The sequence below is a fragment of the Anaerococcus degeneri genome, assembly GCF_017874475.1.
Taxonomy (GTDB): domain Bacteria; phylum Bacillota; class Clostridia; order Tissierellales; family Peptoniphilaceae; genus Anaerococcus; species Anaerococcus degeneri.
In genome coordinates, this window is sequence record NZ_JAGGLO010000004.1 from 101,089 (window position 1) to 124,254 (window position 23,166).

Below are 23,166 nucleotides of genomic sequence, written 5' to 3' on the forward strand. Positions count from 1 at the left end.
TTAGTACCTCCTTCTTCTTCTGTTTTCTTCGTGATCTGCTATTTCTTCTTTTATTTCTCTTTTTATATTTTCATTATTTTCGGCAAGCATTTTTTGCATTTCGTTTGGATCTCCGCTCATCATATAGAACGCTGGGTGGCTATCTATATGAATATTTATTCCGCCCCCTACCCCTGCGACTGCCATTCCTGGCGCTGGTGCAAAGCTTGGTTTTGGGAAATTTGTTAGCATTTCTTTTGCCGAAATAAAAGATTCTTTTAAGCCTGTAAAAATACCTTTTGTTGTATGGGCTGTGAATACCTTGCTTCCGCCGCCGCCCATTACTAATTCTGGCCCCTGCTCGCCTGCTATAAATGTATCTGGCGCGTGTGCCGAACCTTTCCATAGTGTGGCTATTTTTGGAATGTTGATTCCTTTTCCGCCTACTCCTGGTACCCAACTAGGAATTTTAATTCCGTTTAAGGCTCCTATAGCTTTATTTACAAGGCCTATTACCGCATTTATTGGCGCTTTTGCTAGTCCTACTAAGGCGTTGAAAGCACTTGCAAATATACTTTTTACTCCTTCCCAAGCGCTAGCCCAATTTCCGGTAAATACGCCGGTTATAAATTGAATTAATCCTTGGAATACGCCTGTTATTCCGCCAATCACTATTCCTATTTGCTGGCCCATTCCGTTTAGTATAGCCATTACTGATTGACTTATAAATAGCCATGTAGCTTGCCAAGTTTCTGAAATTCCTGTCCATATATTTGAAAAGAAATCTTTTATAGCTTGCCAAATTCCTTGTACACTTCCTATAAATCCTGTCCATAATTCGGATAGAAAAGCTGTTATTGCTTGCCAAGAAGTTGTCCAAGTTTCGGATAAACCGTTCCATAAACCGCTAAAAAATTCTTTGATACTGCTCCAAGTGCTGATTGTAAATTCTTTGATATTGTTCCATATGTTTATAACACCTTCCCTAAACCATTCACATTTGGTCCATAAAAGGACAAGTCCGGCTATAACCGCAACAATTATTATTGGCACAATTCCTACACTTGATACAATTCCCATAAGACCTTTTCCAACTGCTGCAAATCCACTTCCAACGCTTGTAAGAACTCCTTTGACTTTGCCTATACCGCCAGCAATGTTTAATTTTTTCAATTTATCAACTATATCTACTACGCCGTATATGGATTTTTTAACTTCTAAGATTCCTAATTTGCCGACTAAGCCTGCTGTTCTAAGTGCTAATAGTCCACCTACAACCGCCATTATGGTTTTTGTTGCTTTCGGGTTTTTCTCAGCGAATTCCGCAATCTTTCCCGTAAATTCTGCGGCCTTATTTGCTGCCTGGGCTACATAAGGAAGGAAAGCCGAACCGATATTTATCGATAACCTGCTTAACGCGTTCTTGGCAAGTTGTATGGCGTTTTCGGTGGTTTTAGATCTGCTTTCGAATTCTGCTTGCATACTTCCTGCGTACTTTGCTTTATCTCCAACTTTTTTAAATTGTTCTTCTAGTAAGTCAAGGTTAGTAAGAAGTGGCGCTAGTGCGCCTATTGATTCTTGACCGAAGTAGTTTTTAAGTGCTGCGGCCTGCTCGGCTTCTGGTAATTTTTGGAAGGCTGCCATTAAGTCAAGAACTGCGCCTTTTGCGTCCGTTTGCATTCTTGCTGCCATTTCGGTTGCTGAAAATCCTAGCTTTTCTAAAACTTCTTTCTGTTTTTTTGTTGCTGAATCTCCGGCTGTCATGGTAGTCATTAGTTTTTTAATTCCTGTTGAAGCTACTTCTTCTTGTACTCCGACGCCTATAAGGGTTGCGCCCATTGCGGCAATCTCTCCGCTTGCGAATCCTGCAACCTCTCCTAACGGTCCTACACTCGTTACTACTCCTGCTATTTGGCTTGCCTGTGCTGCGGAAGTATCTCCTAAATAGTTTATTTTGTCAGCAAGTTCTATAACTTGTTCTTGGGTAAGTCCAAATGAAGTACGCCATTTTGCCATATAGTCGCCCGCTTGATCTGCTGTTACGTCAAACGCAATTCCCATTTTCGCAGCGTCCTCGGTAAATTTGGAAATTTCATTTCTTGCTATTCCCGCTTGGCCTGCTGCTGCCGCAATTTCTGTAAGCTCGTTCGCTGTCATTGGAATTGTTTTGGTTAGGTCTAAGATTTCGCTTTTCATTTTTGCGTATTCTGGCGTCAACGCTCCGCTTGAATCTCTTAACCCGTCGACAACTTTTGCGACATCTGCCATAGAAGATTCAAACGTCATAGCGCTTTTAACTGGTCCCGCATAAAGGGCTGTTCCTACTGCTGTTGCTACCCCAATAACGCCCGCAAGTTCTTTTTTAGTTTTAGAAATTGCTTCATTGTTGCGTTCCTGGGCCGCCATTCTTGCTGCTGCTTTTTCTTGGGCTGTCCTAGCTTTTTCTACTTCTTCTGCAAGCCTTGCGCTCTCTTTTGAAAGATTATTGGTGTCTACGCCTGCTTCTTTTAGCCTTGTTTCGTATTGACTAAGTGAATCGCTAGTTTCTTTGATTTTTATATTAACCCTTTCTAGCTGCTCCCTTTTACTGGCTATTTTTGCTGCTAGCTGCGTAGAACTTCCGCCTGCTTTTTTTTGCTCGGCTTCTAAGGCTGCAAGTTCTTCTTTGTATTGCTTTTGTCTAGCTATGCTTGTATCTAAGGTTAATTGTGTTTTTTTGTACCCTGTAATATCTCCTGCTGCTTTATTAGCCTTGGAAATATTTTCTTGTAGCTCTATAGTGGCTTTCTTGGCCTGGCTGAAAGAATCTCTAAATTTAGGGCCTAGACTTGCTTGTAATTTAAAAAGTAATTCAAATTCACGCGACATTAGCGACCCCCTCTTTTCTCATCTTCCTTTATAATTTTGTTCGCCGTATTAATCATCTTTGTAAGTTGCCACATTGTAAGATCTAAAAAATAACTAATTGGCGTATGCGTAAATATAGCAAGCTTCATAGCTTGTTCTCTATAGTATTGTGGGCTTACAACGCCTGCCCCATTAAAAAATTTCTCGCTGCATTTGCCAACCTATTAAAATCTCTAAAGGACATTTTTCCTGCAATTTGATGTGGGAACCCGCCTGCCTTTGCCGCCATTCTTATTTGATATGATCTTGAAGTTTCGGGAGCTACGACATAAATATTTTGCTTTTCCATCTCTTCTTCTATCGCTAGTGCGTCATTTCCTGTAAGTTTTCCAAAATCTAGTATAAGTTCATCATATTTTTTGTCTTCATACTCAAACGGTTCGGTAAGCTTATACTTCAAAACTGTAAATCTCTTGGGATCAACTTCTATATTTATTTTTGTTTGGCCATCTTCTGCTGGTGCTACGTCTATTGCTTTTTTTATATTTTCCATTTTTGAATTCTCCTTTTAATCTAAATAAAAAACATAGCCATTTTTGGCTATGTTTTTTATATTTTTATTTTCCTAGTGCTTTTCTAACGTCTTCTAGGTAGTCAACGCCGTCTATATAGTAAATAAAGTTGATTATATCGATCTCTACTACTTTTTTACCATCAATAAATATCGCGTAGTAAGATACGCTGTATTCTCCGCTGCCATCTGTTGGGCTTGCTGAAGCAAGCTTGCCAGGTGCCATTTTGATTGGATTTGCAACTACAACGTGTTTTACTGACTCTACAATGTTTTTACCTGCGTTGTTGTCCCATTTTTGTTGGGCTGCTCTTAATTCTATTTGGTGTGCTATAGGTTTTAAAAGCTGTACTGCCGCCCTGGTTGTTGACCTAAAATTAAGTGTAAGGCTCATCGGCTCAAGTTGGCCTGTATAAGGTCCGGAAAAGCTACCCGCTATACCGGCGCCCTTGATTTCTTCTGTCATTGAAGATATTTCCGGCAAGGTTGCTTCTGCCATGCCTAAAAATTCGTTTGCGCCTTCGTAGACGCTAAAATTTATTGTTCCATTGTCTATTTTCATTTTTTACCCCCTTAACTTTGGAAAGCTGCTACTACATAGTCTGGGTCGTACTCTAGGGCAAAGACTATTTCTTGTGCTGGGCTTGGTGGTGTTAGGTAGACATGGAAAGTTGCCTTGCCTGCCATAAGCTCTACTAGGTTGTTATCTTCTGGCTTAAATTCCACGCGGCCACCAAGTAGTTTTCCTTCTGATATAAGGCCATTTAGCCAAATATTGATACTGTCCACGATTGATTGTACGAATCTAGGTGTCATTTTTTTATCTATGTTAGACCAATAGGTAAGAATTAGGCTGTTGCCTACCCACCCAAACATTCTGCCTATAGGAATGAAGTAATCTTTTACGTCGGTATTTGCTGGGAAGCAAGCTGTTTGGTTGCCCCATAGTACATATCCACCTATAAAATTAATGGCTGTTACTATACCTTGACTGTTTAGGTAGTTTGCTTCTTTGACATCTAAAAGTAGTTCTGTGCCATCTTCTAAAATCGCCCCGTCAACTTTTATAGATTTGTTACTTGGTGATTCTGCTGGGCAAAAATCGTTGTCTACGTCGGTTTTAGCCATTCTTGCGGCCGCTTGGGTTGATAAGTGGAATTTTTTATCTCCTAGCTTAACCATTGGCCAGCAAAGAATTTGATACTTCGAAAAGATATTATCTTTTTTCTTTCTTTCGGTTGTATCTCCATAGTTTTTTACTTCGCTTGAATCTAAATCTACTACTGCATGTGCTTCAAAGATTCCGTTGATATTTTCGCACTTTGTAGCCATTACCGCAGCAACTGTGCTTTTTTTGCTAAATTTAGGACATAAGATTAAATCTGAAATTATTCCATATTTTGCAAAAACTTTGTCGATAAGCTCTAGGCCTTTATATTGATTTGTTGATACCTCGTATCCGCCTATAATATCTTTTTCGGTAACCTTTGTTGGGTCTACTGCTTCAAAGGCTATAGCAAGTTCGCCTGTTTCTTGTCCTATGTTGCCACCGTCTAAGATTTCAAGAACTAAATTGTCGTTTGTGTACATTAGGTCGTAGTCTTGGCCCTTTTCGTGGCCTTTTACTGCTACTGTTTCTGCTAGTGCTTCAATTGGTAGTAGTACCTGCTTATCATTAACCGGATATTGCTTTTCTTCAACCTGTTTTTTGTGTTTTGTAGGATCTAGTACATTTACGAAGACAACTGGGCTTACTCCGTATAAAACGAAGTGGCAATACATTACTTCGCATAGTGTGTAGTAGTCAAAATTATCATTATATCCTAAATTTTTGACTGCTTCCGCATAGGAATTGCACATTATAGGCTCGTTGACTTTGCCATTTACTGCTTGAATTGGTGCTGTACCAACTACAAAGGCTATACCGCTACCGGCTGTTACTGGTGTTTTGATTGAAGTTTCAATCTGTTTTGTTCTGATTCCGTGTTGAAAGGCCATTATTTACCCCCTTCTTTGTTAGCTGCTACAGTAGAAGCAATATCTCTGTAATATTTGTTTAAAATATTACCGTCGCTTTCTACCTTCGCTTTTGCTTCCGCTAAGTTTTCTACTGGTATGATTAATTGTTCTAGCTGTTTATACTTTTCAATTTCATTTTTATACTTTTCTTTTATTGCTTTTTTTGTGCCTATGATTAGCGAATTTTTCTTTAAAACGCCATCTGGTAAGTTTGGCCCAATGTAGCAATAAGTTCTTTCTTCTTCTACTGCTTTTGCTGTAATTGGTTCTTCAATTACTTTTTTTGCTTTTTCGTCTTTAATAGCCATTAAAATTTACCTCTCTTTTTATTGGTGGTAGAGTCCAAATCGTCATCATTTCGCCTAAGTAGTAAGGCCTTGTATCGTCCGGGTATATGATATGTTCTAGCGGTGGTACAAGCCTGAATTGCTGATTGATCTCTTCGTCTTTTAGAAAATTATATCTAAGTTTTGACATAATATTTAAAAGCGCCATAGATCCTTCTTCTGCGTCTTCTGCATAGGTCGCTACAATGATTCTTATTGAAGCTTGCGCTTCGTCCGGCTCTCCTGGTGCTTCGTCGTCCCTTCCTGTAAGATATTTAATTAAAATATAGGGTATTTGCTGTATTTCATCTTGCTTTTTAGGTAGATTCATTAAGTAAACGCCTGGCGGTCTTTCTTTTGGATCTTCGCCCCTATTGACTTTTACAGGTAGCATTATATCTTTTGTCTTTTCTTGTATATAAGCTTTTATAGCTTCCATTAAAACTGTCGGTGTCATTATTTACCCCCATACCCCGCCAATAATCTTTCTACTTCATGTTCTAGCCTAGTGTCGAATGTTTCCTGTGCTTCTTTGTAGACTTGGTCCATTACTACAGAATTACTAACCATAGAACGCATAGAGGAACCCATTAGTTGCTTAATTGGTAGCCTTGATTTCCCTACTCTTTCGAAAATTCCTTCTTTCTTTGCTGATATTTGATTTCTAAAGGCGTGTTCAAGATATACCGCTGTTTTTTGTCCGGCAAATACTTTGCCTGGCCCTGGGTGCGTCGGCTTTGTTAAGCTGTATTTGTATAGTGGAATCTGTTTACCAGCAAATATTAGTGTTGCGCATAAGTCGCTAGTAGTAGCGTTTTTTATACTGTCTTTTGTGTATTCTGCTATTACATTTCTTTTGATTTTATATTCTTTAGTAACGCCTTTAAAAGATTCAGTTTTTGCCTTTGCTATAGCCCTATTTGCTGCGCTGGCCATTGCCCTTTCTGTTCCATTTGGTACTTCGGCTAAAAGGTCGCTTATTTTATCTACTGTTTCTTGGTTAATTGTAATCATTTTTTATTCCATTAGCCTTTCAAGATATAAAATAATTTCTCCCATTTCGTTTTTGACTTTTCCTATGGTGTAAAATTCGTTATTGATTTCTATTTCTTGGCCTTTTCTAGGGGTTTTCTTTAGACTTTCAAGTGATATATACATAATCAATTCGACATTGTAAAGGCCTTCGACGTTGTCTTTTTCGGAACGTCCGGCCTTTTTCCTGTCGTTATATTCGCTGTAGTCTAAAACTACTTTAGCGACTATAGGTTCGTTGTCTAAATAAAATTCTGTAATTTCGGCGAATTCACCGGAATTGTGGAAAACTTTTTTTATATCCTGGCCCGCTTGATACTTGAAGTCCATTAATAGACTTCTGCTACAAGCCAAGAATCAACTTCGGTTGGTACAGGAATAAATCTTGAATTTAGCTGTACGAATCTTCTTGCTGGGTTTCTTTCTACCCAAGTTTCTGGCACCATCTCTCCTTCTACAGTTACAAAGCCTTTGGTTTCTTCGTCAATGATTGTATTTGCACCATAGCAACGGCTGTAATTAGCGTTTGTAGAAAGTAACGCGATTGTCTTTTCTGGTACTAGGGCTTTATCTTCTGGCTTATCTGGGTTTGTCCAATCGTCCAAATAGAATTCGTTGTATTCGTAAATATCTAGTCCGAATTCGTTTATTGTACCTACATAGGTAGCACCGTTTGGTAGCTCTTTAGGTGTAATTGCTGCAAGGTCGTAAGCTTTAGTATCAAGTAAGGCTTGTACTTTTTTATTGTTTAGGAAGTAATTCACTACGTCCGAAGACATAATCATAACGTTACAGTTTACATGGCCTGTTTGTTGTACCTTTAATCTCCACTTTCTAATATCTGCTATTGGGTCGGCTGTGTCGGTGTTCCATTTTTCGGCCGCTTTGCTTATAACTTCTTTGTTTTCAAACGCGAAGTCGATTTCCGCTTCAACGCCAGCGCCAATTACAGGAATTTTTCCGGTAAATATTGCCTGGGTTGCCATCCACTCTTCGCGGCGTGTGATCATATCTTCAAGTTCCGCCATATCTTTTCCTAATTTTTCCACCGCTCTTTCTGCTGCTGTCTTTCCGGAATACGGATTTTCTCCGGCTAATCTATTCAGTAGTTCTTCCGCTGTAGTAATTTTATTAGGTGCCATAAGTGGTGGCTCATAGCTTGCTGTTTGGTATCCTGCGTTTGGTACTGTTTTTCCGCCAATCATTGGGTGTACGAATGGCGCTAGCCTTCTATTTCCTTTTACAAAATCTATATCGATTCTTTTTGTCGGAAAAGTTTCAATGTTTCTGAAAAATGTATCTCTTATAAAAGTAGAAGTTCTTGGCAATCTCTCTACTAGGGTTCCTAAAGTTTTTGTTTCAAATAAATCTGGCATTTTTTTCTCCTTTACTTAATAAATATTGAAATCTTTCTAAGTGGCGCCTTTACTTTGTCAACTGTGGCTGTGCCATAGTCTAGTGCGTCTGCTCTAAAGTCGCCTGTAAGATATACGGCCACTTTTTCGTTAGCCTTCGCTTCATCTACTGTAATTCCGTATATATCGCCTAAATTTTCGGCGGTGATTTTAGCTAGCTTGCCAGCTGTTAGGGCTACTACAGTATTTTTTCCTATATCTTCTTTTGCTTCGACTACTTCGATTTCTACAGGAAAATCTCCCGCATAAATGTTGTCGCCTTCGTAGTTTTCTTTTTTAATTTCGTACATTACTTGTCCCCTTTCTTACTTTGTTTTTGGATACGCTTTGTCTATAGCTTCCAAGAATTCGTTTCTTTCTTCTGTTTTTTGTCCTTGGCTGCCTTCTACTTTATCCATACCGGAATTTTTAACGTCTTTTTCTCTATCTTTTATATAGTTTTGTCCTTTTAGCTTTTGGGCATTTAATATTTTGATTGCTACTTCGCCTGCTGTAATTTTAGTTTTAAATTTCGCTTCGTTTACAATCTCTTCTGCGCCTGGTGCTGCAATCTCTTCTATAGCTTGTAAGCGGTCTAATTCTTCTTTCTTTGCTGCTTCTTCAATCTCTTTTACAAGCTCCGGATAAGCTTCCTTTAGTTCTTCTACAGTTTTAATTTCTTTTACTTCGTTTTCTGTAGTAGTTGCTGTTTCTTTGTTTTCGTCCATTGCTTTTACTTCCTTTCTTTCGTTGGATTTTATATTAAAATCATTGCCGTTGGCGTGGTGGTTTTGGCTATGATCTAATACCATATTTGGTAAATTCTTAAAGTTGGATACCATAAGTACCCCGTTTACTTTTATTTGTCCGTCGGCGGTTGCTGCTACGTCGGCTTCTTCAAACATTAAGCGGTCGCAAAATCCTGCGTCTACTGCTTCTTGGCCTGTGTACCATGTTTCCGCTTCCATAAGCTGTGCTAGTTCTTCTTCTGTCTTGCCTGTTTTCGTCTTATATGCGTTTATGATTGATTTTTTGATTGTTTCTAATTGTTCTATATACTTTGTTAAGTCTTTAGCGTTGAAGTAACCTTCAAGGCCAAATAGTGGGTCGTGAATCATAAGGCTACCATTAGGTGCTATTTCAATTTCGTCGCCTGCCATAGCAATTATTGTAGCTGCCGAAGCGGCCCAACCGTCGATTTTAACAATCTTTTTAGCTTTGAATTCTTTTAATCTCGAATAAATAGCTGTAGCTGCGAAAACGTCGCCGCCTGCGCTGTTAATTCTTATAATTAAAGTTTTTATATCCTCTTGTTCTAAGTAGGCTAAATCGCTTGAAAAAAATTCCGGGTTAATCTCTCCAAGTTCCCAATCTATTTTGTCGCTTATATTTCCGTATATTGTTACTTCTGCTATTCCTTCTTCTTGCATTGCGAAGTTCCAAGCTTTTTTAGTTTTGTTCTTCTTCAACTTTCGGAATCTCCTTTCTAATCTCTTGTATCAGTTCTTCTTCTTGCTTTAATTGACTGATATTTTTGTAGTAGTCCGTGCCGTTCATTTCTTTAGCTTCTTTGCTGCGTGTTGAAAATCCATTCTCTACCCTCTTTTGTGCTGCCGCTACTTCTTGGGTCGGATTGAGTAGCCCTTGGGCTGGGCCGTTCCATTCTGCGCCGCAATAAGCTTTCTTTGTAAGCGGATCGCCGAAAAATCCTGGCGCTTCAATCCTACCTTTTGCTACTGCTTCTGTTAGCCATTCTTCATAAATCGGCTGGCAAAAATCCGCTGCTAGCCACTCGCGGTACATTCTGAAAGATTTCCAAGCTTCAAGAAGTGCTGCCCTTGAAGCGCTGTAAGAAGCATTGAAATTTTTTAGTAAAAGTTCGTAAGGGATTTCAAGGGCTGCGCCTATCTGCCTGCAAATAGCGGTAACAAAGCCGTCAAAGGCTGCGTTTGGTCTACCTGGGTTTACAATGTTTGCTTTTTCGCCCTCGTTAAGGTCTATAATTGCCCCTGGTCCAAGTTCGATAGAATTTTCTGTGTATCTGTCTACCTGTTCTTCTTCTGGCACGATCTGTCCGAATGGTGGTTCGCTGCTATAGCTTTCTTTTTCAATGAAGACTGTTAGCAATCCACTTACAACCGCAGCTACTAGCTCGGCTTCTGTATATCGTCCTAGCTGCTTTAAGCTTTCTATTACTGGGGCAAGAAGTGGCACGCCCCTTCTTTGTCCTATTCTTTCACGATTCATTAGGTGTAGTACGTTTTTTCTACCGGTGTTTTTTCCGTAAGCTTCGACTCTTACCCACTCTTCTTTTTCTGTTAAGTCTTTAGAGTTTGGGTGCCTGTTGCATATATAGTAGGCTATTGTTTCGCCGCTTTTATTACTTTCTACGCCATCTATAATATTTTTATCCTGGCTTTTATCTTTAGGTGTGGAAATTCTATCCGCTTCTATTAGCTGTATTCTTAAATCGTAGGGCATGGCCACCCTTTCTGTTGTCGGTAATAAAACTATAACGTCGCCGGATATTAGCCAATTTAAAAAGGCTAGCTGCTGCAACTCGTAGAAATTATCAAATCTTTCTATATCGCAGCTTGTACTGTCCGCCCATAGCTTGAATTCTCTTTCGATTTTTTGTTCTAGGCTCCTTGCTTCTTTGGCTGAAATTCCTATAGCTTCGTAGTCGATTTGACTTTTTAAAAGTAAACCGCCGCCAACTACATTAGTTCTACAAGTTTTTACTGCACCTGTGGCAAGTGGCACGCCCATAAAAAGATCACGGCTTCTTTGCCTTAATATTGTTAAGTTGTCTTCTATATCTTCTTTATGGCTTCCGCCGTCCGCTCTCCAACCTATAAGGCTTTTTTTACTCCTAGAAGCTCCGTAGTTGCTGTATCCGGAATTCAAAATCTCTTTTACCCTGCCTAGTGCTAGGGCTTCTATTTCCCTTCTAGTGGCTTCGTTTTTCCTTTTGTTGGGTTTTAGTATATCAAATAGTCCCATAGTACCACCTGTCTTTAAATATCGCGTGGGACGGCAATATAAGTCCTATTGCGTCCCTTGTAGTTGTCTATCGTGTCTAATCTGTCAATTTCTTTTCGCCAATATTTTTGTTGCTCTCTTATTTCGCTTAAATTCGCCCTGGTTAAGCTTCTGCTGCCTATAGTGTAACTTTGGCTTGTAGCTACTGCCATTTCTGCTTCTAGCCAAATATTGTAGTGCTTTAGGGCCTGTTCTCTTCGAAGTTTAATTTCGCTTTTATCCATCTATCTTAACCCCCCGTGATCTAATATTTTTATGGTTTATTTAATTTAAAAGTTATCCTTGACCATAAATAATTTCTCGTATTTGCTTTCGTGGCTTCCGCCCTGCATTGTTGACCTAGCCTTTGTAAATTCGTAGACTACTTCAAAATCATCTGGCATACTATATCCGCTTATTAAGACTACATTTTCTTTGCTCATTTCCTTGCACCGCTTGTAGAAGTTTTCGTAGTCTATATTGTTATTCCTATATACTTTGTTTGTATCTTTGTATGGTGGGTCTAAATATATGATTGAGTTTTTTATATTCGAAAATTCTTTATAGTCTTTGTTGTGAATCTCTAGGTTAGGGATAACCTTCATATTTTCCAAATGTACAAGCCTTTCTAATTGTTGAATTCTCAAGCTCTTGGCGGGTGTACCCCCCCCCCCCGATATTTTTTCGACTTGTTGTATTTGTTGAAGTTGCTGTAATTGAGTGATTTCTTTCTTTTCTTGTACTGCTTTTTTGAAAGTTTCGGTTTGCTTATAGCCTTCAAAGCAATCATGGTTTGCTATTATCTTTCTTGCTAGTTTATATTTAAAATCAGAAAGCTCTTTGCTATATAGATAGTGTTTACTGTTATTTCCAAATGAATTAATTAATAGTTTTAAGTGGTCGTCTATTGTTTTATTTTCCTTATCTCTTATCTTGAAAAACTCTTCCCTGCTGCAAATTAAAGTTTTTATATATTCCCTATCTTCTGATAAGATTTTTTGTATCATCTGCCCTGGTATAGGGTCTATATCGTTATAAACTACGTTTAGGCCTTGAAGTTTACACTCTAAAGTTATAGCACCACCGCCGCCGAATAGGTCGTATATTGTTTTATCTGTGCCGAAATTCTGCTTTATAATCTCTATAATCTTTTTAGATATTTTCTTTTTACTGCCTACATACGGTAAGCCTATTGGCCTTCCTTTTCTTATTTTCTTTTTATCTAAAATCAATTTCATTTTTGCTTTTATCTATTGTCTTAACCCCCTAGATCTGACGTTTCTTTGTGGTTTGCTTGTGCTTTCCGGAATCTCTTTTTTGAGAATAGGGTTTGTAATTTCAAGCGCTGCGGTTGCGTAGTTTCTAATATCTAAAGGTTCGTTTCTTTTTATTCCTTTTTTCACTTTCCAAACGTACTGGGCGCGGCCTTTTTTGTAGCTAATAACCATCTTTTCACTTGTAAGCCCTTTGAAATATTCTTCTGTATATCCTCGGCCTTCTTCTGCCGGAAAGTGGCAATAGTTAGGCCCCGGCTCTTCTACTGCTAGCCTTTGGTAGAGTATGGCTTTTCCTGTATCTACCCCAAGGGTAAAAAGTGGTGTCTTATAGGCGTTTGACGTAGACGGTTTAGAGTAATAAGGCGTTTGCGAACCCCCTCGGCCTTTAATAGCCCATATCCTGCGATTAATTCTTTTCTTGGCAAATTTATAAACTTCTTGGGTAAAGTGTCCGCCGGAATCTATACAGGTAGAAAGAATTTTTAGTTTGCGGCCGTCTTTTGTTTCAAAGGTCCTACCTAGAAAATTATCTAAGTCTTGCCATACAGTTTCGGTTTTTAAGTCGCCGTAGATTTTTTTGTAGTAAATACCCCATGATTCTTTTTCTTCGCCCCAACCTACCACCTCTACTTCGAAGCGGTCGTCTTGTACGTCTACCCCCGCCGTTAAGACTATTACGTCTTCTGGCACTTCGCAGCCATATTCTTCTAAGCGGTTGAATAATTCGTCCATTTCTATTTCTTCTCCTTCTTCTTCCCAAGTTTGGCCCATTTCGGTGTTAGTCCAAGCTTTAAGTAATTCTATATTGCCTTTCTTTTTTTCTTCGTTTGCAACTAAGAATTTTTCTACAATTTCTGCCCACGATACAAAAAGCGAAGCTAGGGCATTTAAGTGAAAGCCTTTGACTGCTCGCTTCGGATACTTGAAAATAAATTTTCCTTTATCGAAGTTTGACTTCCAAGCGTATTCACTCGCTATAGCTCCGCAATGGCGGCAAGTGTATTCAATTTCCGATAAATCTTCTTTGTCGAATTTTATATAGGCCCATTCTAGCGGGTTGTATTCTCCGCAATGAGGGCAAGGAATGTTCCATTCGCCCTGGGTGCTATGATCGTATTCGACTTCAATTCTGCTTAAATCTTTAATAGTTGGCGTTGATACGCAAACTATTTTTTTGTTCCAAAAAGTAGTAAGCCTTTTTGTGGCAAGTAAAAGCGGGTCGCCTTCTGTCCCTGCTGTTACTGGGTATCTGTCAATTTCATCTGCAAGCAATATTCTTATAGGTCGGCTTGCAAGGCTCGAAGGGCTGTTAGCCCCTACCATTGTTACATGGCCACCGGGGAAAATCTTTTGTAGGATTGTATTCCCGCTTGTCCTCGACTTATCATCTACCTTGTCTTGCAATATTGGTGTATCTCTTAACATGGGCGAAATTCTGTCCTTGGAAAAAGCTTCTGCCATCTGTATTGTTGGTTGTAGAATCATGATTGGGCTAGGGTCGTAGTGCATATAGTAACCTAGGGGGTTAAGTATGCAAGCGTCCGACTTGCCAATCTGTGCCGCACTCATTACTACGACTTTTTCTACTCCGACTTCGCCTATAGCGTCCATAATCTCTTTTTGGTATGGTGCTTTAGAAGTCTTCCACCTTCCGGGTTCCGCCGAAGCTTCCGGGCTAAGTCTTCTGTACTCGTCCGCCCACTCGGTAATCGTTATTGGTGGCGGCGGCTTTAAGCCGGCAAAGATTTTGCAAAGAAGATCAAATGTATTTTTTTTAATTTTTTTCTTCTTTTGTGTTTTCTTCAATTTCCGCCCCTTCTTCTGGTTCTATAGAAAAAGCGGTCGGAAAGTCTGATAATTCGTTCAGTCCTTCTTCTACCGCTTCTTGTAGTATCTTATATATTTTTGTCTTGTCTTTTAAGCCAGCTAATACTGGCGATAATTTGGCGGGTATTGCCATAAGTCTTACTTTGAAGTTTGTTAGCATATCCGCCATCACTTCTTCAATCTCCGAAGATTCGTGCAAATCTCTTTGTCTAATTTTTAGATCAAGTTCTTCGTTTTGTCTTTTTGCTTTTACAAGCTTTGCCCTTTCTTCGTAGTAGTTTAAATTTTCTTCTATCTTCGAATTACCTTTTAGGTAATCTATGTAGGCGTGATTTGTTTCTAGTAATTTATAAAGGCCCGGCAATGTTTCTTCGATAATTCCTTCATCTCTTAATTGCCTAACTCGCCTTTCGCTTATATTAAGAAGCTTGGCTATAGCCTGCGTACTATATAATTTTACTTTGGCCATACAAGCCCCCTTTTTATTTTAATTACTTTTGAATAATTATTCGTTATTGAAATTTCAAGGCCCCTAATACTTTCTAGCTTTTGAATTTCCGGAAGTGGTTCAAAATTTTTCATACCTAGCCATATTTCGGGCCTCGCCGACCCGCAATGCTGCTTTAGTTCGCGAAAGAACCTATTTTTATTTTTTAGATCTCGTCAAGCTCGCCGTCCAAATCAAATTCAAAGGCTCCTTTTATCTTTTCTTTTGATAAGTCGTATCTCTGTTGATCAAGTTCTATGCGCCTACAGTCAAGCTGGTAGGTCTTTATACTATCAAGTAGCTTTATAATCCTTCCGTGGATTCTATCAAAGGCTACTAATAGTTTTTGCTGCCTTTCAAACTTGCTGTCCCTTGTAACCGTCTTCAATGTCGGTTGCAACTTTTTCATCTTTTCTTCACGTTCGGCCGGATCTAGTTTTTCTAATAAATCTTTTGTTGGTAAAGCTTGCATTTCTGATTCTCTCGACAAGTACAATCTATCTTCCGGTTCCTTGTCAAGTTCATCTAGCTTGCGCCTAATATCTTTTTCCTTGGCCAATAAGATTTTAAGTTCGTTCTTTAGGTTGGTTTCTGTATCTAGTGTAAGACTTGATATATAGGCTTGGTCTTCTGGTGGTAGGTTGTCTAAATCTATGCTGCTATATCCGCCGTGGGTTTCGGCGTTTTTATTTCCTTTTGGCGCTCCTGCGCCCTCGGCGTTTTTATTTCCGAATTGTCCGCCGCGTCTTCTCTCTTTTAGTTTATCGTCCCACTTATCGCGGTACTTCCATTGACTAATTGTTGCCGGCTTTACTTTTATTTTTTCTGCAATTTCTTTAACCTCTAATCTGCCTTTTGACTTTCTATAAAGTTCAAAGGCTAAATCACGTTCAGGTCGTCTTTTTTTAGCCATCTTCTTTTTCTCCTTTCGCGGCCGCTTTTTTGTCTTCTTCGTTTGTTTCGCTGTTCCGATTTTTCAGCCACGGAAGAAATTATAAAAAAATACGAACTTCAATTTTTAGAAGTTCGTTTGAATTTAGCTATTCCCGCTTGTCTATATACATTCTTCACTATATCTATTATAGCCTATAAATCGGGCAATGGCGGGCAATCTTTCGCCATTAGCTAAAATAATTGTGAATGTATATATTATCTTCGAACTTCTTTTCTAATTTCTTTAAGGCTTCACTTCTTATGTTCTTGCATTGCCTAACGGAATAAAAGCCCCTGGCTATCTTTTCCCACCTATAATTCATGATATAGAAATCATAGATTACTTTGTGTTCGCGGTAATCTAGGCTTTGAATTTCCTTTAAGATTTCCTTGTATAGGTTATCAAGTCTTTTGTTCTTTTCTTCTAGGCTCCTTATAGTTTCGCTTATACCGTCCGGTACATTAAGCGCCAGGTCTTCTGTAATTTTTGATATATGATTCTTGGCCTTCGGCATACCGTCTAGCTGGCTGTTGCTTCTTGGCAAGTAGAATACATCTTCCAAATTATTTATAACCCTGCGATTAAGTTTTATGGCCTGCGGAATCTCTCGGCAATAATCAATGATTTCTACAACGTCTTTCATAGGCGCGCCCTCTTTTTCTTTTCACTCAAACTACCTCTTTATCAAATCTTTTATAAACTCTTCTTTTGCTTGACCTATATAATCTTCAACGGCAAAGTTTATCTTTTCCGCTGCCTGTAAATTTCCTATGATTTCATCTTCTGCGCCGGCCATCTTCAAACACTCGTCGCACACGCCGATTTTCCTATCGGCTAGAATTCTAGTATCGCAAAATTTACAAGTCTTGTATTTCTTATCCATCTATCTTGTCTTCTATGTTTTCTAAAAACATAACGCCTTTACGCCACGGGATCTCCCACCTTTTGAGGTCGTCGGCCCTGGCGGATTGTTTTCCTATAATCTCTTTCATGTTTCGCCAAACTTCCCACGGCACGAAAAAGTAACGGTCTTTTATACCGACGCACACGCCCGCTATTGCTCCAAGCTTTAAATGTTCGTCTAATACTTCCGCTTGCTTATCTGTTATAACTTTTTTCTTGATAACTTCTGTACTGGTGTACTTGGCTTCAAAAATTATAGACCTGCCGCCTTTTAATGTTCCTTGGAAGTCCGGCTGCGCCCTGGCCGTAAATTGACCATGAAATTTTCCGCCTTTGAATTTCTTTATCACTCTAAAAGGTTCTGGCGTTTTGCTTACTGCTGCTAGTCCATAATCTATATAGTGCTTGCAAGCATACTCGATACCCTGTTCTAAGCTGTGGCCGTAGGCGTTATTCTTTAGGTTTCTATATGCTTCAAGTGCTTTTTTGTTATCCATGTGCATAACTCCTTTTCTTGTATTGTGGATAACTCTTTCTTAACTTTGCCCTGTGGATAACTTTTATTATTTATAATTCTACTTTGTGGATAAGTCTTACAAGCCTTTATATTTTCCCTTTGTGGATAAGTCTTTATGTTCGGGGTTTCTTTCTTCGTAGCTTTAAGTATATGCTCCAACCTGTGAAATCATTGTATATTGCTTCAAATCCATATAGCTTGTCCCTAATCTCATAGCCCGGATACATTTTTTCCCAGTAGCTAAGACTTTCTGGGAAAAGTGCCAGCTTGATTACTTTTTTCCTAGAATATTTGTGATCATTGTTTCTTTCTGTCGGTCTTTCTAAGTTTTGGCTGCAAGTCCACCTTCTTTTCTGGGTTGGGTTTCCTTTGAGGTAGTTCGCTAGGCCTGCTATACCTGTGTTTGTATCCGGCTTTATCCTGTCGCAATTTGCAAAGCCTAATCTCTTTCCTTTATCTTTGCCCCTGCTCCTACTCCATAGGTCTTCTACTACGTCCCTGTCTAGTCCGTCATTCATAAGAATATGATGATGAATTCTTACTGGCTTGCCGTCTTTTCCCTCTCTCGAAGAAGTAACGATAATGTATTTCAAATCTTCTAGGCCCTCTTTTTTTCTTCTTCGCTTTATCCTGCGTATATAATTTGTAGCTTCCTTTTCTGCTTTTTCTACTGTAGCTGGTAAAAAATATTCATTGTAGGTAAGTGTTACCGAATAACCGCCCCCACCGAAATTTGTTTCTACTACCTGGTTGAATTTTCTTCTTGCGTTTCTATCATTCAAATTTTTCTGTGCGGGTATAGATACTTTTTTCTTCTTGGATCTCTTACCTTTTCTTTGTTCCAATTGATTTTCTGATATAGGATATATATCAACTTCCAAATAATCTTTCCCGCACTGAATTTTCTTTTCTCTTATAAAAGTTTTTGCCATTAATACCACCTGCTTTTATACTTCGGTCGAAAAGATAATAACTAATACAAGCCCGCAAGGCGGTATCTACTCCGCCAATTTTAGCTGTTGTTATTCTCTTTTCCTTTGCTTTTAACCTTTTGCCGTGGTATAATGTATCTGTGGATATTCTTTGTCTTTGCCCTAAAGATAAGATAAAGATTAATACCAAGGCGGGGTGCTTGAAAAAGCACCCTTTCTTTTTTACTTATTTCTTCTTCTAGCGTCTTTGTCTACTAAATTTCCAAATCTAAAGGCTAATATCAATAATGGGAATATAAGGAAAAATCCTTCGCCCCCTATAGCCCTGTATCCTCTATCTATATATGCAAGCTTGGCCAAGCATATATAAACTATCAAGGATAAAAAACAAAATATAATTATCTGCGGAGAAAATACCCTGGCCATGATTGATGGCCTTCTTCTTCTGTACTTTCCGTCTACAATCTCTTTTGCTTCTTCTATATAAAGTTCTTTTAGTTCTCTTCTTCTTTCGTTAATCTCTCGGTTGTACCTTTTTTGTTTAAAGTTAAGGTCTTCCATCTCTAGTGTCTTTTCTGTATAAAGTGCTGCCAGCCTTGCTGCCTTTTTGCTTTCTTCTAATAAGTCCCTATCATTTCTTTTGTCTTTGTAATTAATTTTTATTATCTCGCGATCCATTGTTTTTCCTCTCTTACTTGCGGTATATCTTCCTTGCCTTCTTCTTCATCTAGTCCGCCAAGACTAGATAAGTTTTCCATATCTTCTTTTTCTTCGTGGGTTTCTGCTGCGGTTTCTTCTTTTGTTTCTCCTGCTGCGTTTACTTGCTTAATTAGTTCATTATCTAACTTGACTAACTTTTGTAATAATTTGTGTAAAGAATCCTGGGAATCCGTCGGCTTGCCTTGGCCTGTTAGGGTAGTAAGCCTTGCCATTTCTTCTTGACAATCTCCTAAAATACTTTCGACTTCTTCTTGTCCGAATATCTCTATTCTTTCATCTTCGCTTGCGTCAATCCATTCAAGCGGGCAAATAACCACGCAGCTTTGGTTCATATCTAATAGTTCGGCACTTGCCTTAAAAGTTCCTTCGCTTTTTCTATAGATCAAAGCACTAATCTTTCGGTATTTGATATTTCTAAAAAATACTGGTCTTTCTTCGTATAAAAGCTGTTTTGCTTCTTTGTTTGTAATAGCCATTGTCCTTGCCCCTTTCTTATAAGTCGCTTTCTTTTACAAAAATTCCATTTACCATTCGTCCCTTGCGGTCTTTTATCTCTTCGTAGGCTTCTTCGATACAATCTTCAATACTGTAGCCAAGCTGCATAGAAAGTGCTGTAAGTACGACGTATATATCGCCTATACTGTCTTTTACTTGGTCCGGTCGATTTTTGGCCAAGCCTTCTGCAAGCTCTCCTGTTTCTTCTACAAGTTTAAGCATTTGCCCTTTTGGGTCGGCTGTGTCTAGGTTCCTATCTCGAATCCAATTTTTGATTTTTCCTGTTATAGTGATCTCTTCTACTTCTTTGTCGCTTCTTATCCTACATACCGGGTGTACCTGGCCTATAAATTGCGGAATGTGGCACGAAATAGTTTTTTTCTCGCCTATCACGCAATTATAGTAAGCTTTGTTTTTGCCTTTATTATCTGGCGTAAGTATCCGCCACCAATCTTTGGTAAAGGGTATAAACCCCTTGTATCTCTCGAATTCTTCTGCCGATAAAAGACTAATTTTATCTATACAAGTTCCGTAATTTTCCTGGCCATCTAGTGCCTTTAAATCTCTTTCAAAGAATAGAAAATCTTCTTCGCTTGCGCCGTTGTCGATTAGCGCGTTGTAAAAGTTTATATTAAGCCATTTTCTAAGTTCCGCATTTTTCCAATTATTGCCATCTTCGCTTACCCTTCTTCTGACCGGTAAGTGCTTCTTTGTAATAGCTAAAACTCCTTCGTCAAGGTCGGCAAGCTTTATCCATTCAAACTTACCAAATTTGAAAACTTCGCCGGCTTTTAGCTCTTCTAATCTTCGCATTGCTTTTCTTCCTTATCCAATCTATAATCTTCAATCCTGCTAAAGACTCCTAAATAATCTTCTGATCGGTCTATGTGTGTAAAGAATTTTCTTAAAGTCTTTACCTCTTCTACATAGGCTTTTGTTTTGTCAAAATCGTAATCAAATTCCGCAAGTAGTATAGGTATCTTTTCTTTAAGCCTTATTTCTTCATCTACTAAAAGGCCGTGTATGAGGTTTACTGAATATTCGCTTATATCGAATCCCATTCTTTTTACTTCTATGTTTTTTTGTGTATCTTCCATCTTTGCCCCTTTCCTAAATTGCTACCTTTTCTTTCGCTTGGATCTCTTCTTTTTTCTCGATCTCTTTTACAATTACTTTTGCCCCCTCGGCCTTGCCGGAAAGCTCGTAAAGTTTTTTCAAGAATTTTTTTGCGTCAAACTCTTTCATCTTTGACCCCCTGCCTTTAGCTAAATAAGCTTATCTGGCCGTCGTCTACTTTTGAAATTCGTAGCTTGTCGTTTTCTATATCCATTGCAAGGTCTTCTGTAATTGCAAAGTTCGAAGTAGAATCTGTCTTTTTGAGTGTTGACTCTACTTTGTAGTCAATTATCGGTCTTTTAAATAGCTTTATCTCGAAGTCGTCGGCGCTTCTTGGAATCTCTAGTTCCTTATTAGCCCCGCTTACATTGATCTTTAAAGTTATTTGGCCAGCTTCAAAATTACCCGCTGCAATTTCTGTCATAACCTCGTACAATTTAGAATCCACTTGGAAAACTAAGTCGCCAAATATATTTTTATCCTCTATACTAAGCATTAGCATTTTTGCCCCCTTTCTTTCCGCACTTTATGCAAATTGTAGTATCTTTTGGTAGCCTACTAGAAAAAATTCTTTTGCCCTTGGGCCTTATAATCTTGCCTTTTTTAAAATCATGCTTACAGGCTGCCTGGTGAAATTCTTTTTTTATGCTAATTTCCATTGGTCCTTCTTTGGTTAAGAAGGTAATTTTTTTGAAATTAGTATCCATAGCTTGCGACTACCTTTACTTTTTCCGCCTTTAGATTTTTAACCCTGTAAATTTTGCCGTTAATATCTATAATGTGATAATTAAATTTATTGCTTTCTAGGATTTTTATTTCGCTTTCTTCTGCTGTAAATCCGTATGTGTGGCCTAGTGCCATCTGGCAAATAACCTTAATATCTTTTAGGCTCCTGTCCTTGCACTTGCAATTCTTACAACCCTTGCAATCATGCTTCATTTTTTCAATACTCCTTCGTATATGTTGCCTATTACTTCTATTTCTCCTGGGTCCTTATATTCAAAAAGATAGTGTGGCGGCTCGTCTACGCTCCAATCGTTGCCTTGTACCGTCCAAGCTAGAAAATCATTGCTCCAATAAACTATTACATTGTCTTCTAGGCTTCCATATCCTGCCTTGCTTTTATCTTTCCAATGTAAAATATCGCCTTCGTAAATCTCTTTGCCGTTCTTGTCTAAAATTCCTGTAAACCTCATTAGCTGAATGTGTTTAAATTTCATTGAAAAGTCAAGCGATACTTTTTCGTAGCAAGTGATCTCTTCTAAGTGCCAATTTATACAACCGACGTTGTTTAGCATTTCGCAATTTAAGCTGTCCCAAGCCCTATATTTATCTATCACCTTTGCCCTTCCTTTCTAAATCTCTCCTATAAGTTTTCCTAGCATTTCTGCTTCTTCTTTATTTGCTGCTTCTTCAAGCTCTTTAAAGTAATTTTCTATGGCTTTTCTTATCTCTAAGTACCTTGGGTCCTTGTCCGCCCTAAATCTTTTTGCGTCAAGATCCATAAGCCCCAAGAAGTTTACTTTTTCGAATAATTCTTCGCCCCAAATATCGCTATATTGGGTTTTGAATTTCAATTCCTGGTATCTAGTGCCTACCATTCCTTGGATATTTAGGTAATGTAGGCCTCCATCTTCGCCTAGAATAAAAAGGTCGTGAAGATCTCCTATTATTTGGAAGCCTTCTTCTTCGTACTCGTCGGCTATTTTTAAAAGTGGTACATTTATAAGCATTTCTTACCTTCTTATCTTTTCTAAAAGCCTTTATGATTTTATCGACAATTTCCCTTGCCTTTTCTATCAAAGCGTCTACTGCTTTGTCAAAGCTTTTTATAATCTCTAAAAGCCTTCTTTCTTCTTCACTCATTTTTCGCCCCTTTTTTATATCCTTTTGTTTTCATACAGTAGATACCGTCGCCCAAGTCCTCGACGTAGTAGCCTTTCTTTTTCCATTCTTTAACTAGCCTTATTTTCTCTTTAAAATCTCTATAAGGAATATATATAATTGTTACAGGTCGCATTTTATCTTCGGGCGGCTTTTCTGCCGCCTTAACTCTTTTATAGTGCCTGCGCTTCTTTGCCTGCTAGGCTGGTGTTTTCTCCCATCATCTGCAAGCCTGCTAAAGTTCCCTTAATGTAATATTGCATTGCTATTCTTTTTTCTGTCGGAAGCTTTTCAACTTCTGAAAGTGTTTCTGCTACTGTCTTTAATTCGTCTTTGTCAATCTCTTCTACTTTGTTGTTTTTTTGGATTTTAACTTCCATAATCTCTTTTCCTTTCTTTTTCTCTTCGTTATTATTCCTAGTGGCTTCTATCCTTTTCATCTTTCGCCCCCTATTCTTTAAAATTCATAAAGACGTTGCCGCCTTCGTTTGAGTAGCTGTTGAAGTTTTCCCTATAATCTCTTAATTCTTTTTCGCCTGCTTCTAAGGCTTTCATAGCTTCTTTTGCTTCTTCGTAGCTTTTAAATTGAATTTCTAGCCTTACTTGGTTGTCCGGGTTGGTAATTGTTTTAGGAAAAGCGGCTAAGGTGTCGCTATATCCGTAAACTTCCGGGAAATTTTCTGACCAATCCTCGATTTGAATATCAATTCCGCGTGGTGTCTTTGTTTTTTCTAATACTTGCATTTTCTTTGCCCCCTTTTTGTTATCTCTGTGTCTATTATATAATTCTTTGTGTATTATGTCAAGTCTTTTTGTTATCTTTGTGTACTTTTTTATTGATTTTATTTAAAATGTATTGTATAATAGTTTTTGAAAGGGGGTTAT

The 23,166-nt window shown here is 38.5% G+C and carries 35 protein-coding genes; all 35 read right to left on the minus strand.

The window, feature by feature from the left end; all coding sequences use genetic code 11:
* The 35 genes from J2Z38_RS05690 to J2Z38_RS05850 all read right to left on the minus strand — a co-directional run bounded on the left by J2Z38_RS05690 (window position 1) and on the right by J2Z38_RS05850 (window position 23,025).
* Window positions 1-2,847 (minus strand): phage tail tape measure protein, encoded by a 2,847-nt coding sequence (locus tag J2Z38_RS05690; protein ID WP_209773564.1) that lies wholly within the window; start codon window positions 2,845-2,847, stop codon window positions 1-3.
* Window positions 2,848-3,001: 154 nt separating this feature from the next.
* Window positions 3,002-3,379 carry a hypothetical protein gene (locus J2Z38_RS05695; RefSeq protein ID WP_209773566.1) on the minus strand — a complete coding sequence of 126 codons (378 nt, stop codon included), beginning with the start codon at window positions 3,377-3,379 and terminating at the stop codon, window positions 3,002-3,004.
* 64 nt (window positions 3,380-3,443) lie between these two features.
* Complete coding sequence (locus J2Z38_RS05700; protein WP_209773568.1) at window positions 3,444-3,959, minus strand: phage major tail tube protein; 516 nt, start codon at window positions 3,957-3,959, stop codon at window positions 3,444-3,446.
* 11 nt (window positions 3,960-3,970) lie between these two features.
* Window positions 3,971-5,395, minus strand: coding sequence for a phage tail sheath family protein (locus tag J2Z38_RS05705; RefSeq protein ID WP_209773575.1), 1,425 nt, complete (start codon window positions 5,393-5,395; stop codon window positions 3,971-3,973).
* The gene (locus tag J2Z38_RS05710) at window positions 5,395-5,724 is read right to left on the minus strand and encodes a hypothetical protein (protein WP_209773577.1); all 330 of its coding nucleotides are present in this window, start codon (window positions 5,722-5,724) and stop codon (window positions 5,395-5,397) included. The genes J2Z38_RS05705 and J2Z38_RS05710 overlap by 1 nt, the downstream gene beginning before the upstream one ends.
* Window positions 5,714-6,199, minus strand: coding sequence for a hypothetical protein (locus tag J2Z38_RS05715; RefSeq protein ID WP_209773580.1), 486 nt, complete (start codon window positions 6,197-6,199; stop codon window positions 5,714-5,716). The genes J2Z38_RS05710 and J2Z38_RS05715 overlap by 11 nt, the downstream gene beginning before the upstream one ends.
* Window positions 6,199-6,756, minus strand: coding sequence for a hypothetical protein (locus J2Z38_RS05720; RefSeq protein WP_209773582.1), 558 nt, complete (start codon window positions 6,754-6,756; stop codon window positions 6,199-6,201). Before J2Z38_RS05720 ends, J2Z38_RS05715 begins: the two co-directional genes overlap by 1 nt.
* A 3-nt stretch (window positions 6,757-6,759) precedes the next feature.
* The gene (locus J2Z38_RS05725; protein WP_209773585.1) at window positions 6,760-7,104 is read right to left on the minus strand and encodes a hypothetical protein; all 345 of its coding nucleotides are present in this window, start codon (window positions 7,102-7,104) and stop codon (window positions 6,760-6,762) included.
* Window positions 7,104-8,150, minus strand: coding sequence for a major capsid protein (locus J2Z38_RS05730; protein WP_209773588.1), 1,047 nt, complete (start codon window positions 8,148-8,150; stop codon window positions 7,104-7,106). The genes J2Z38_RS05725 and J2Z38_RS05730 overlap by 1 nt, the downstream gene beginning before the upstream one ends.
* An 11-nt stretch (window positions 8,151-8,161) precedes the next feature.
* Window positions 8,162-8,479, minus strand: coding sequence for a hypothetical protein (locus J2Z38_RS05735; protein ID WP_209773591.1), 318 nt, complete (start codon window positions 8,477-8,479; stop codon window positions 8,162-8,164).
* A 15-nt stretch (window positions 8,480-8,494) separates the two neighbouring features.
* The gene (locus J2Z38_RS05740; RefSeq protein ID WP_209773594.1) at window positions 8,495-9,637 is read right to left on the minus strand and encodes a head maturation protease, ClpP-related; all 1,143 of its coding nucleotides are present in this window, start codon (window positions 9,635-9,637) and stop codon (window positions 8,495-8,497) included.
* The gene (locus J2Z38_RS05745; protein ID WP_209773597.1) at window positions 9,618-11,171 is read right to left on the minus strand and encodes a phage portal protein; all 1,554 of its coding nucleotides are present in this window, start codon (window positions 11,169-11,171) and stop codon (window positions 9,618-9,620) included. Before J2Z38_RS05745 ends, J2Z38_RS05740 begins: the two co-directional genes overlap by 20 nt.
* Window positions 11,172-11,185: 14 nt before the next feature.
* Window positions 11,186-11,434, minus strand: a complete 249-nt coding sequence (locus J2Z38_RS05750; RefSeq protein WP_004829104.1) for a DUF6148 family protein — start codon at window positions 11,432-11,434, stop codon at window positions 11,186-11,188.
* 45 nt (window positions 11,435-11,479) lie between these two features.
* Entirely contained in the window at window positions 11,480-12,427 is a 948-nt protein-coding gene (locus tag J2Z38_RS05755) for a DNA adenine methylase (RefSeq protein ID WP_209773600.1), read from the minus strand.
* Window positions 12,428-12,439: 12 nt separating this feature from the next.
* The gene (locus J2Z38_RS05760) at window positions 12,440-14,272 is read right to left on the minus strand and encodes a phage terminase large subunit family protein (RefSeq protein WP_209773603.1); all 1,833 of its coding nucleotides are present in this window, start codon (window positions 14,270-14,272) and stop codon (window positions 12,440-12,442) included.
* Entirely contained in the window at window positions 14,241-14,762 is a 522-nt protein-coding gene (locus tag J2Z38_RS05765) for a hypothetical protein (RefSeq protein WP_209773605.1), read from the minus strand. The genes J2Z38_RS05760 and J2Z38_RS05765 overlap by 32 nt, the downstream gene beginning before the upstream one ends.
* Window positions 14,750-14,875, minus strand: a complete 126-nt coding sequence (locus J2Z38_RS10645; RefSeq protein ID WP_004829112.1) for a hypothetical protein — start codon at window positions 14,873-14,875, stop codon at window positions 14,750-14,752. The genes J2Z38_RS05765 and J2Z38_RS10645 overlap by 13 nt, the downstream gene beginning before the upstream one ends.
* Before the next feature lie 71 nt (window positions 14,876-14,946).
* Complete coding sequence (gene terS, locus J2Z38_RS05770; protein WP_004829114.1) at window positions 14,947-15,693, minus strand: phage terminase small subunit; 747 nt, start codon at window positions 15,691-15,693, stop codon at window positions 14,947-14,949.
* Between the two features lie 208 nt (window positions 15,694-15,901).
* Entirely contained in the window at window positions 15,902-16,357 is a 456-nt protein-coding gene (locus J2Z38_RS05775) for a hypothetical protein (RefSeq protein ID WP_209773608.1), read from the minus strand.
* 30 nt (window positions 16,358-16,387) lie between these two features.
* Window positions 16,388-16,597, minus strand: a complete 210-nt coding sequence (locus J2Z38_RS05780; protein ID WP_209773611.1) for a hypothetical protein — start codon at window positions 16,595-16,597, stop codon at window positions 16,388-16,390.
* The gene (locus tag J2Z38_RS05785; protein ID WP_225304631.1) at window positions 16,590-17,120 is read right to left on the minus strand and encodes a Holliday junction resolvase RecU; all 531 of its coding nucleotides are present in this window, start codon (window positions 17,118-17,120) and stop codon (window positions 16,590-16,592) included. The genes J2Z38_RS05780 and J2Z38_RS05785 overlap by 8 nt, the downstream gene beginning before the upstream one ends.
* A gap of 127 nt (window positions 17,121-17,247) precedes the next feature.
* The gene (locus J2Z38_RS05790) at window positions 17,248-18,066 is read right to left on the minus strand and encodes a hypothetical protein (RefSeq protein WP_209773613.1); all 819 of its coding nucleotides are present in this window, start codon (window positions 18,064-18,066) and stop codon (window positions 17,248-17,250) included.
* Window positions 18,067-18,288: 222 nt separating this feature from the next.
* Window positions 18,289-18,744: a hypothetical protein gene (locus J2Z38_RS05795; protein WP_209773616.1), complete on the minus strand. Its 456-nt coding sequence runs from the start codon at window positions 18,742-18,744 to the stop codon at window positions 18,289-18,291.
* A complete protein-coding gene (locus tag J2Z38_RS05800; protein WP_209773619.1) occupies window positions 18,729-19,262 on the minus strand; it encodes a hypothetical protein in 534 nt (177 codons plus the stop codon). The genes J2Z38_RS05795 and J2Z38_RS05800 overlap by 16 nt, the downstream gene beginning before the upstream one ends.
* 16 nt (window positions 19,263-19,278) lie before the next feature.
* The gene (locus J2Z38_RS10540; protein WP_225304632.1) at window positions 19,279-20,094 is read right to left on the minus strand and encodes a MazG nucleotide pyrophosphohydrolase domain-containing protein; all 816 of its coding nucleotides are present in this window, start codon (window positions 20,092-20,094) and stop codon (window positions 19,279-19,281) included.
* Window positions 20,082-20,378, minus strand: coding sequence for a hypothetical protein (locus J2Z38_RS05810; RefSeq protein ID WP_209773623.1), 297 nt, complete (start codon window positions 20,376-20,378; stop codon window positions 20,082-20,084). Before J2Z38_RS05810 ends, J2Z38_RS10540 begins: the two co-directional genes overlap by 13 nt.
* Before the next feature lie 13 nt (window positions 20,379-20,391).
* Entirely contained in the window at window positions 20,392-20,526 is a 135-nt protein-coding gene (locus J2Z38_RS10650; RefSeq protein WP_004829131.1) for a hypothetical protein, read from the minus strand.
* A 16-nt stretch (window positions 20,527-20,542) separates the two neighbouring features.
* Window positions 20,543-20,899: a hypothetical protein gene (locus J2Z38_RS05815; RefSeq protein WP_209773625.1), complete on the minus strand. Its 357-nt coding sequence runs from the start codon at window positions 20,897-20,899 to the stop codon at window positions 20,543-20,545.
* Complete coding sequence (locus tag J2Z38_RS05820; RefSeq protein WP_209773626.1) at window positions 20,886-21,056, minus strand: hypothetical protein; 171 nt, start codon at window positions 21,054-21,056, stop codon at window positions 20,886-20,888. Before J2Z38_RS05820 ends, J2Z38_RS05815 begins: the two co-directional genes overlap by 14 nt.
* A 37-nt stretch (window positions 21,057-21,093) precedes the next feature.
* Complete coding sequence (locus tag J2Z38_RS05825) at window positions 21,094-21,336, minus strand: hypothetical protein (protein ID WP_209773634.1); 243 nt, start codon at window positions 21,334-21,336, stop codon at window positions 21,094-21,096.
* Window positions 21,333-21,737 carry a YopX family protein gene (locus J2Z38_RS05830; protein WP_209773635.1) on the minus strand — a complete coding sequence of 135 codons (405 nt, stop codon included), beginning with the start codon at window positions 21,735-21,737 and terminating at the stop codon, window positions 21,333-21,335. The genes J2Z38_RS05825 and J2Z38_RS05830 overlap by 4 nt, the downstream gene beginning before the upstream one ends.
* A gap of 15 nt (window positions 21,738-21,752) precedes the next feature.
* Complete coding sequence (locus J2Z38_RS05835; RefSeq protein ID WP_209773638.1) at window positions 21,753-22,130, minus strand: hypothetical protein; 378 nt, start codon at window positions 22,128-22,130, stop codon at window positions 21,753-21,755.
* Window positions 22,131-22,255: 125 nt separating this feature from the next.
* Window positions 22,256-22,417, minus strand: a complete 162-nt coding sequence (locus tag J2Z38_RS05840) for a hypothetical protein (RefSeq protein WP_209773639.1) — start codon at window positions 22,415-22,417, stop codon at window positions 22,256-22,258.
* A gap of 37 nt (window positions 22,418-22,454) precedes the next feature.
* Window positions 22,455-22,721, minus strand: a complete 267-nt coding sequence (locus J2Z38_RS05845; RefSeq protein ID WP_209773642.1) for a hypothetical protein — start codon at window positions 22,719-22,721, stop codon at window positions 22,455-22,457.
* A gap of 10 nt (window positions 22,722-22,731) precedes the next feature.
* A complete protein-coding gene (locus J2Z38_RS05850; RefSeq protein ID WP_209773648.1) occupies window positions 22,732-23,025 on the minus strand; it encodes a hypothetical protein in 294 nt (97 codons plus the stop codon).
* Window positions 23,026-23,166 lie beyond the last annotated feature (141 nt).

Excerpts from the sequence above, each read along its gene's own strand:
- J2Z38_RS05745 (WP_209773597.1), bottom strand. The coding sequence starts at position 11,171 with ATGGGACTATTTGATATACTAAAACCCAACAAAAGGAAAAACGAAGCC.
- J2Z38_RS05750 (WP_004829104.1), bottom strand. The coding sequence starts at position 11,434 with ATGGATAAAAGCGAAATTAAACTTCGAAGAGAACAGGCCCTAAAGCAC.
- J2Z38_RS05825 (WP_209773634.1), bottom strand. The coding sequence starts at position 21,336 with ATGAAGCATGATTGCAAGGGTTGTAAGAATTGCAAGTGCAAGGACAGG.
- J2Z38_RS05780 (WP_209773611.1), bottom strand. The coding sequence starts at position 16,597 with ATGGATAAGAAATACAAGACTTGTAAATTTTGCGATACTAGAATTCTA.
- J2Z38_RS05775 (WP_209773608.1), bottom strand. The coding sequence starts at position 16,357 with ATGAAAGACGTTGTAGAAATCATTGATTATTGCCGAGAGATTCCGCAG.
- J2Z38_RS05840 (WP_209773639.1), bottom strand. The coding sequence starts at position 22,417 with ATGCGACCTGTAACAATTATATATATTCCTTATAGAGATTTTAAAGAG.
- J2Z38_RS05725 (WP_209773585.1), bottom strand. The coding sequence starts at position 7,104 with ATGGACTTCAAGTATCAAGCGGGCCAGGATATAAAAAAAGTTTTCCAC.
- J2Z38_RS10645 (WP_004829112.1), bottom strand. The coding sequence starts at position 14,875 with ATGAAAAATTTTGAACCACTTCCGGAAATTCAAAAGCTAGAAAGTATT.
- J2Z38_RS10540 (WP_225304632.1), bottom strand. The coding sequence starts at position 20,094 with ATGCGAAGATTAGAAGAGCTAAAAGCCGGCGAAGTTTTCAAATTTGGT.
- J2Z38_RS05715 (WP_209773580.1), bottom strand. The coding sequence starts at position 6,199 with ATGACACCGACAGTTTTAATGGAAGCTATAAAAGCTTATATACAAGAA.
- J2Z38_RS05690 (WP_209773564.1), bottom strand. The coding sequence starts at position 2,847 with ATGTCGCGTGAATTTGAATTACTTTTTAAATTACAAGCAAGTCTAGGC.
- J2Z38_RS05730 (WP_209773588.1), bottom strand. The coding sequence starts at position 8,150 with ATGCCAGATTTATTTGAAACAAAAACTTTAGGAACCCTAGTAGAGAGA.
- J2Z38_RS05820 (WP_209773626.1), bottom strand. The coding sequence starts at position 21,056 with ATGGAAATTAGCATAAAAAAAGAATTTCACCAGGCAGCCTGTAAGCAT.
- J2Z38_RS05795 (WP_209773616.1), bottom strand. The coding sequence starts at position 18,744 with ATGGATCGCGAGATAATAAAAATTAATTACAAAGACAAAAGAAATGAT.
- J2Z38_RS05815 (WP_209773625.1), bottom strand. The coding sequence starts at position 20,899 with ATGCTAATGCTTAGTATAGAGGATAAAAATATATTTGGCGACTTAGTT.
- J2Z38_RS05720 (WP_209773582.1), bottom strand. The coding sequence starts at position 6,756 with ATGATTACAATTAACCAAGAAACAGTAGATAAAATAAGCGACCTTTTA.
- J2Z38_RS05755 (WP_209773600.1), bottom strand. The coding sequence starts at position 12,427 with ATGAAATTGATTTTAGATAAAAAGAAAATAAGAAAAGGAAGGCCAATA.
- J2Z38_RS05800 (WP_209773619.1), bottom strand. The coding sequence starts at position 19,262 with ATGGCTATTACAAACAAAGAAGCAAAACAGCTTTTATACGAAGAAAGA.
- J2Z38_RS05695 (WP_209773566.1), bottom strand. The coding sequence starts at position 3,379 with ATGGAAAATATAAAAAAAGCAATAGACGTAGCACCAGCAGAAGATGGC.
- J2Z38_RS05785 (WP_225304631.1), bottom strand. The coding sequence starts at position 17,120 with ATGCACATGGATAACAAAAAAGCACTTGAAGCATATAGAAACCTAAAG.
- J2Z38_RS05705 (WP_209773575.1), bottom strand. The coding sequence starts at position 5,395 with ATGGCCTTTCAACACGGAATCAGAACAAAACAGATTGAAACTTCAATC.
- J2Z38_RS05735 (WP_209773591.1), bottom strand. The coding sequence starts at position 8,479 with ATGTACGAAATTAAAAAAGAAAACTACGAAGGCGACAACATTTATGCG.
- J2Z38_RS05810 (WP_209773623.1), bottom strand. The coding sequence starts at position 20,378 with ATGGAAGATACACAAAAAAACATAGAAGTAAAAAGAATGGGATTCGAT.
- J2Z38_RS05710 (WP_209773577.1), bottom strand. The coding sequence starts at position 5,724 with ATGGCTATTAAAGACGAAAAAGCAAAAAAAGTAATTGAAGAACCAATT.
- J2Z38_RS05835 (WP_209773638.1), bottom strand. The coding sequence starts at position 22,130 with ATGCTTATAAATGTACCACTTTTAAAAATAGCCGACGAGTACGAAGAA.
- J2Z38_RS05845 (WP_209773642.1), bottom strand. The coding sequence starts at position 22,721 with ATGAAAAGGATAGAAGCCACTAGGAATAATAACGAAGAGAAAAAGAAA.
- J2Z38_RS05850 (WP_209773648.1), bottom strand. The coding sequence starts at position 23,025 with ATGCAAGTATTAGAAAAAACAAAGACACCACGCGGAATTGATATTCAA.
- J2Z38_RS05765 (WP_209773605.1), bottom strand. The coding sequence starts at position 14,762 with ATGGCCAAAGTAAAATTATATAGTACGCAGGCTATAGCCAAGCTTCTT.
- J2Z38_RS10650 (WP_004829131.1), bottom strand. The coding sequence starts at position 20,526 with ATGAAAGAGTTTGACGCAAAAAAATTCTTGAAAAAACTTTACGAGCTT.
- J2Z38_RS05790 (WP_209773613.1), bottom strand. The coding sequence starts at position 18,066 with ATGGCAAAAACTTTTATAAGAGAAAAGAAAATTCAGTGCGGGAAAGAT.
- J2Z38_RS05700 (WP_209773568.1), bottom strand. The coding sequence starts at position 3,959 with ATGAAAATAGACAATGGAACAATAAATTTTAGCGTCTACGAAGGCGCA.
- terS (WP_004829114.1), bottom strand. The coding sequence starts at position 15,693 with ATGGCTAAAAAAAGACGACCTGAACGTGATTTAGCCTTTGAACTTTAT.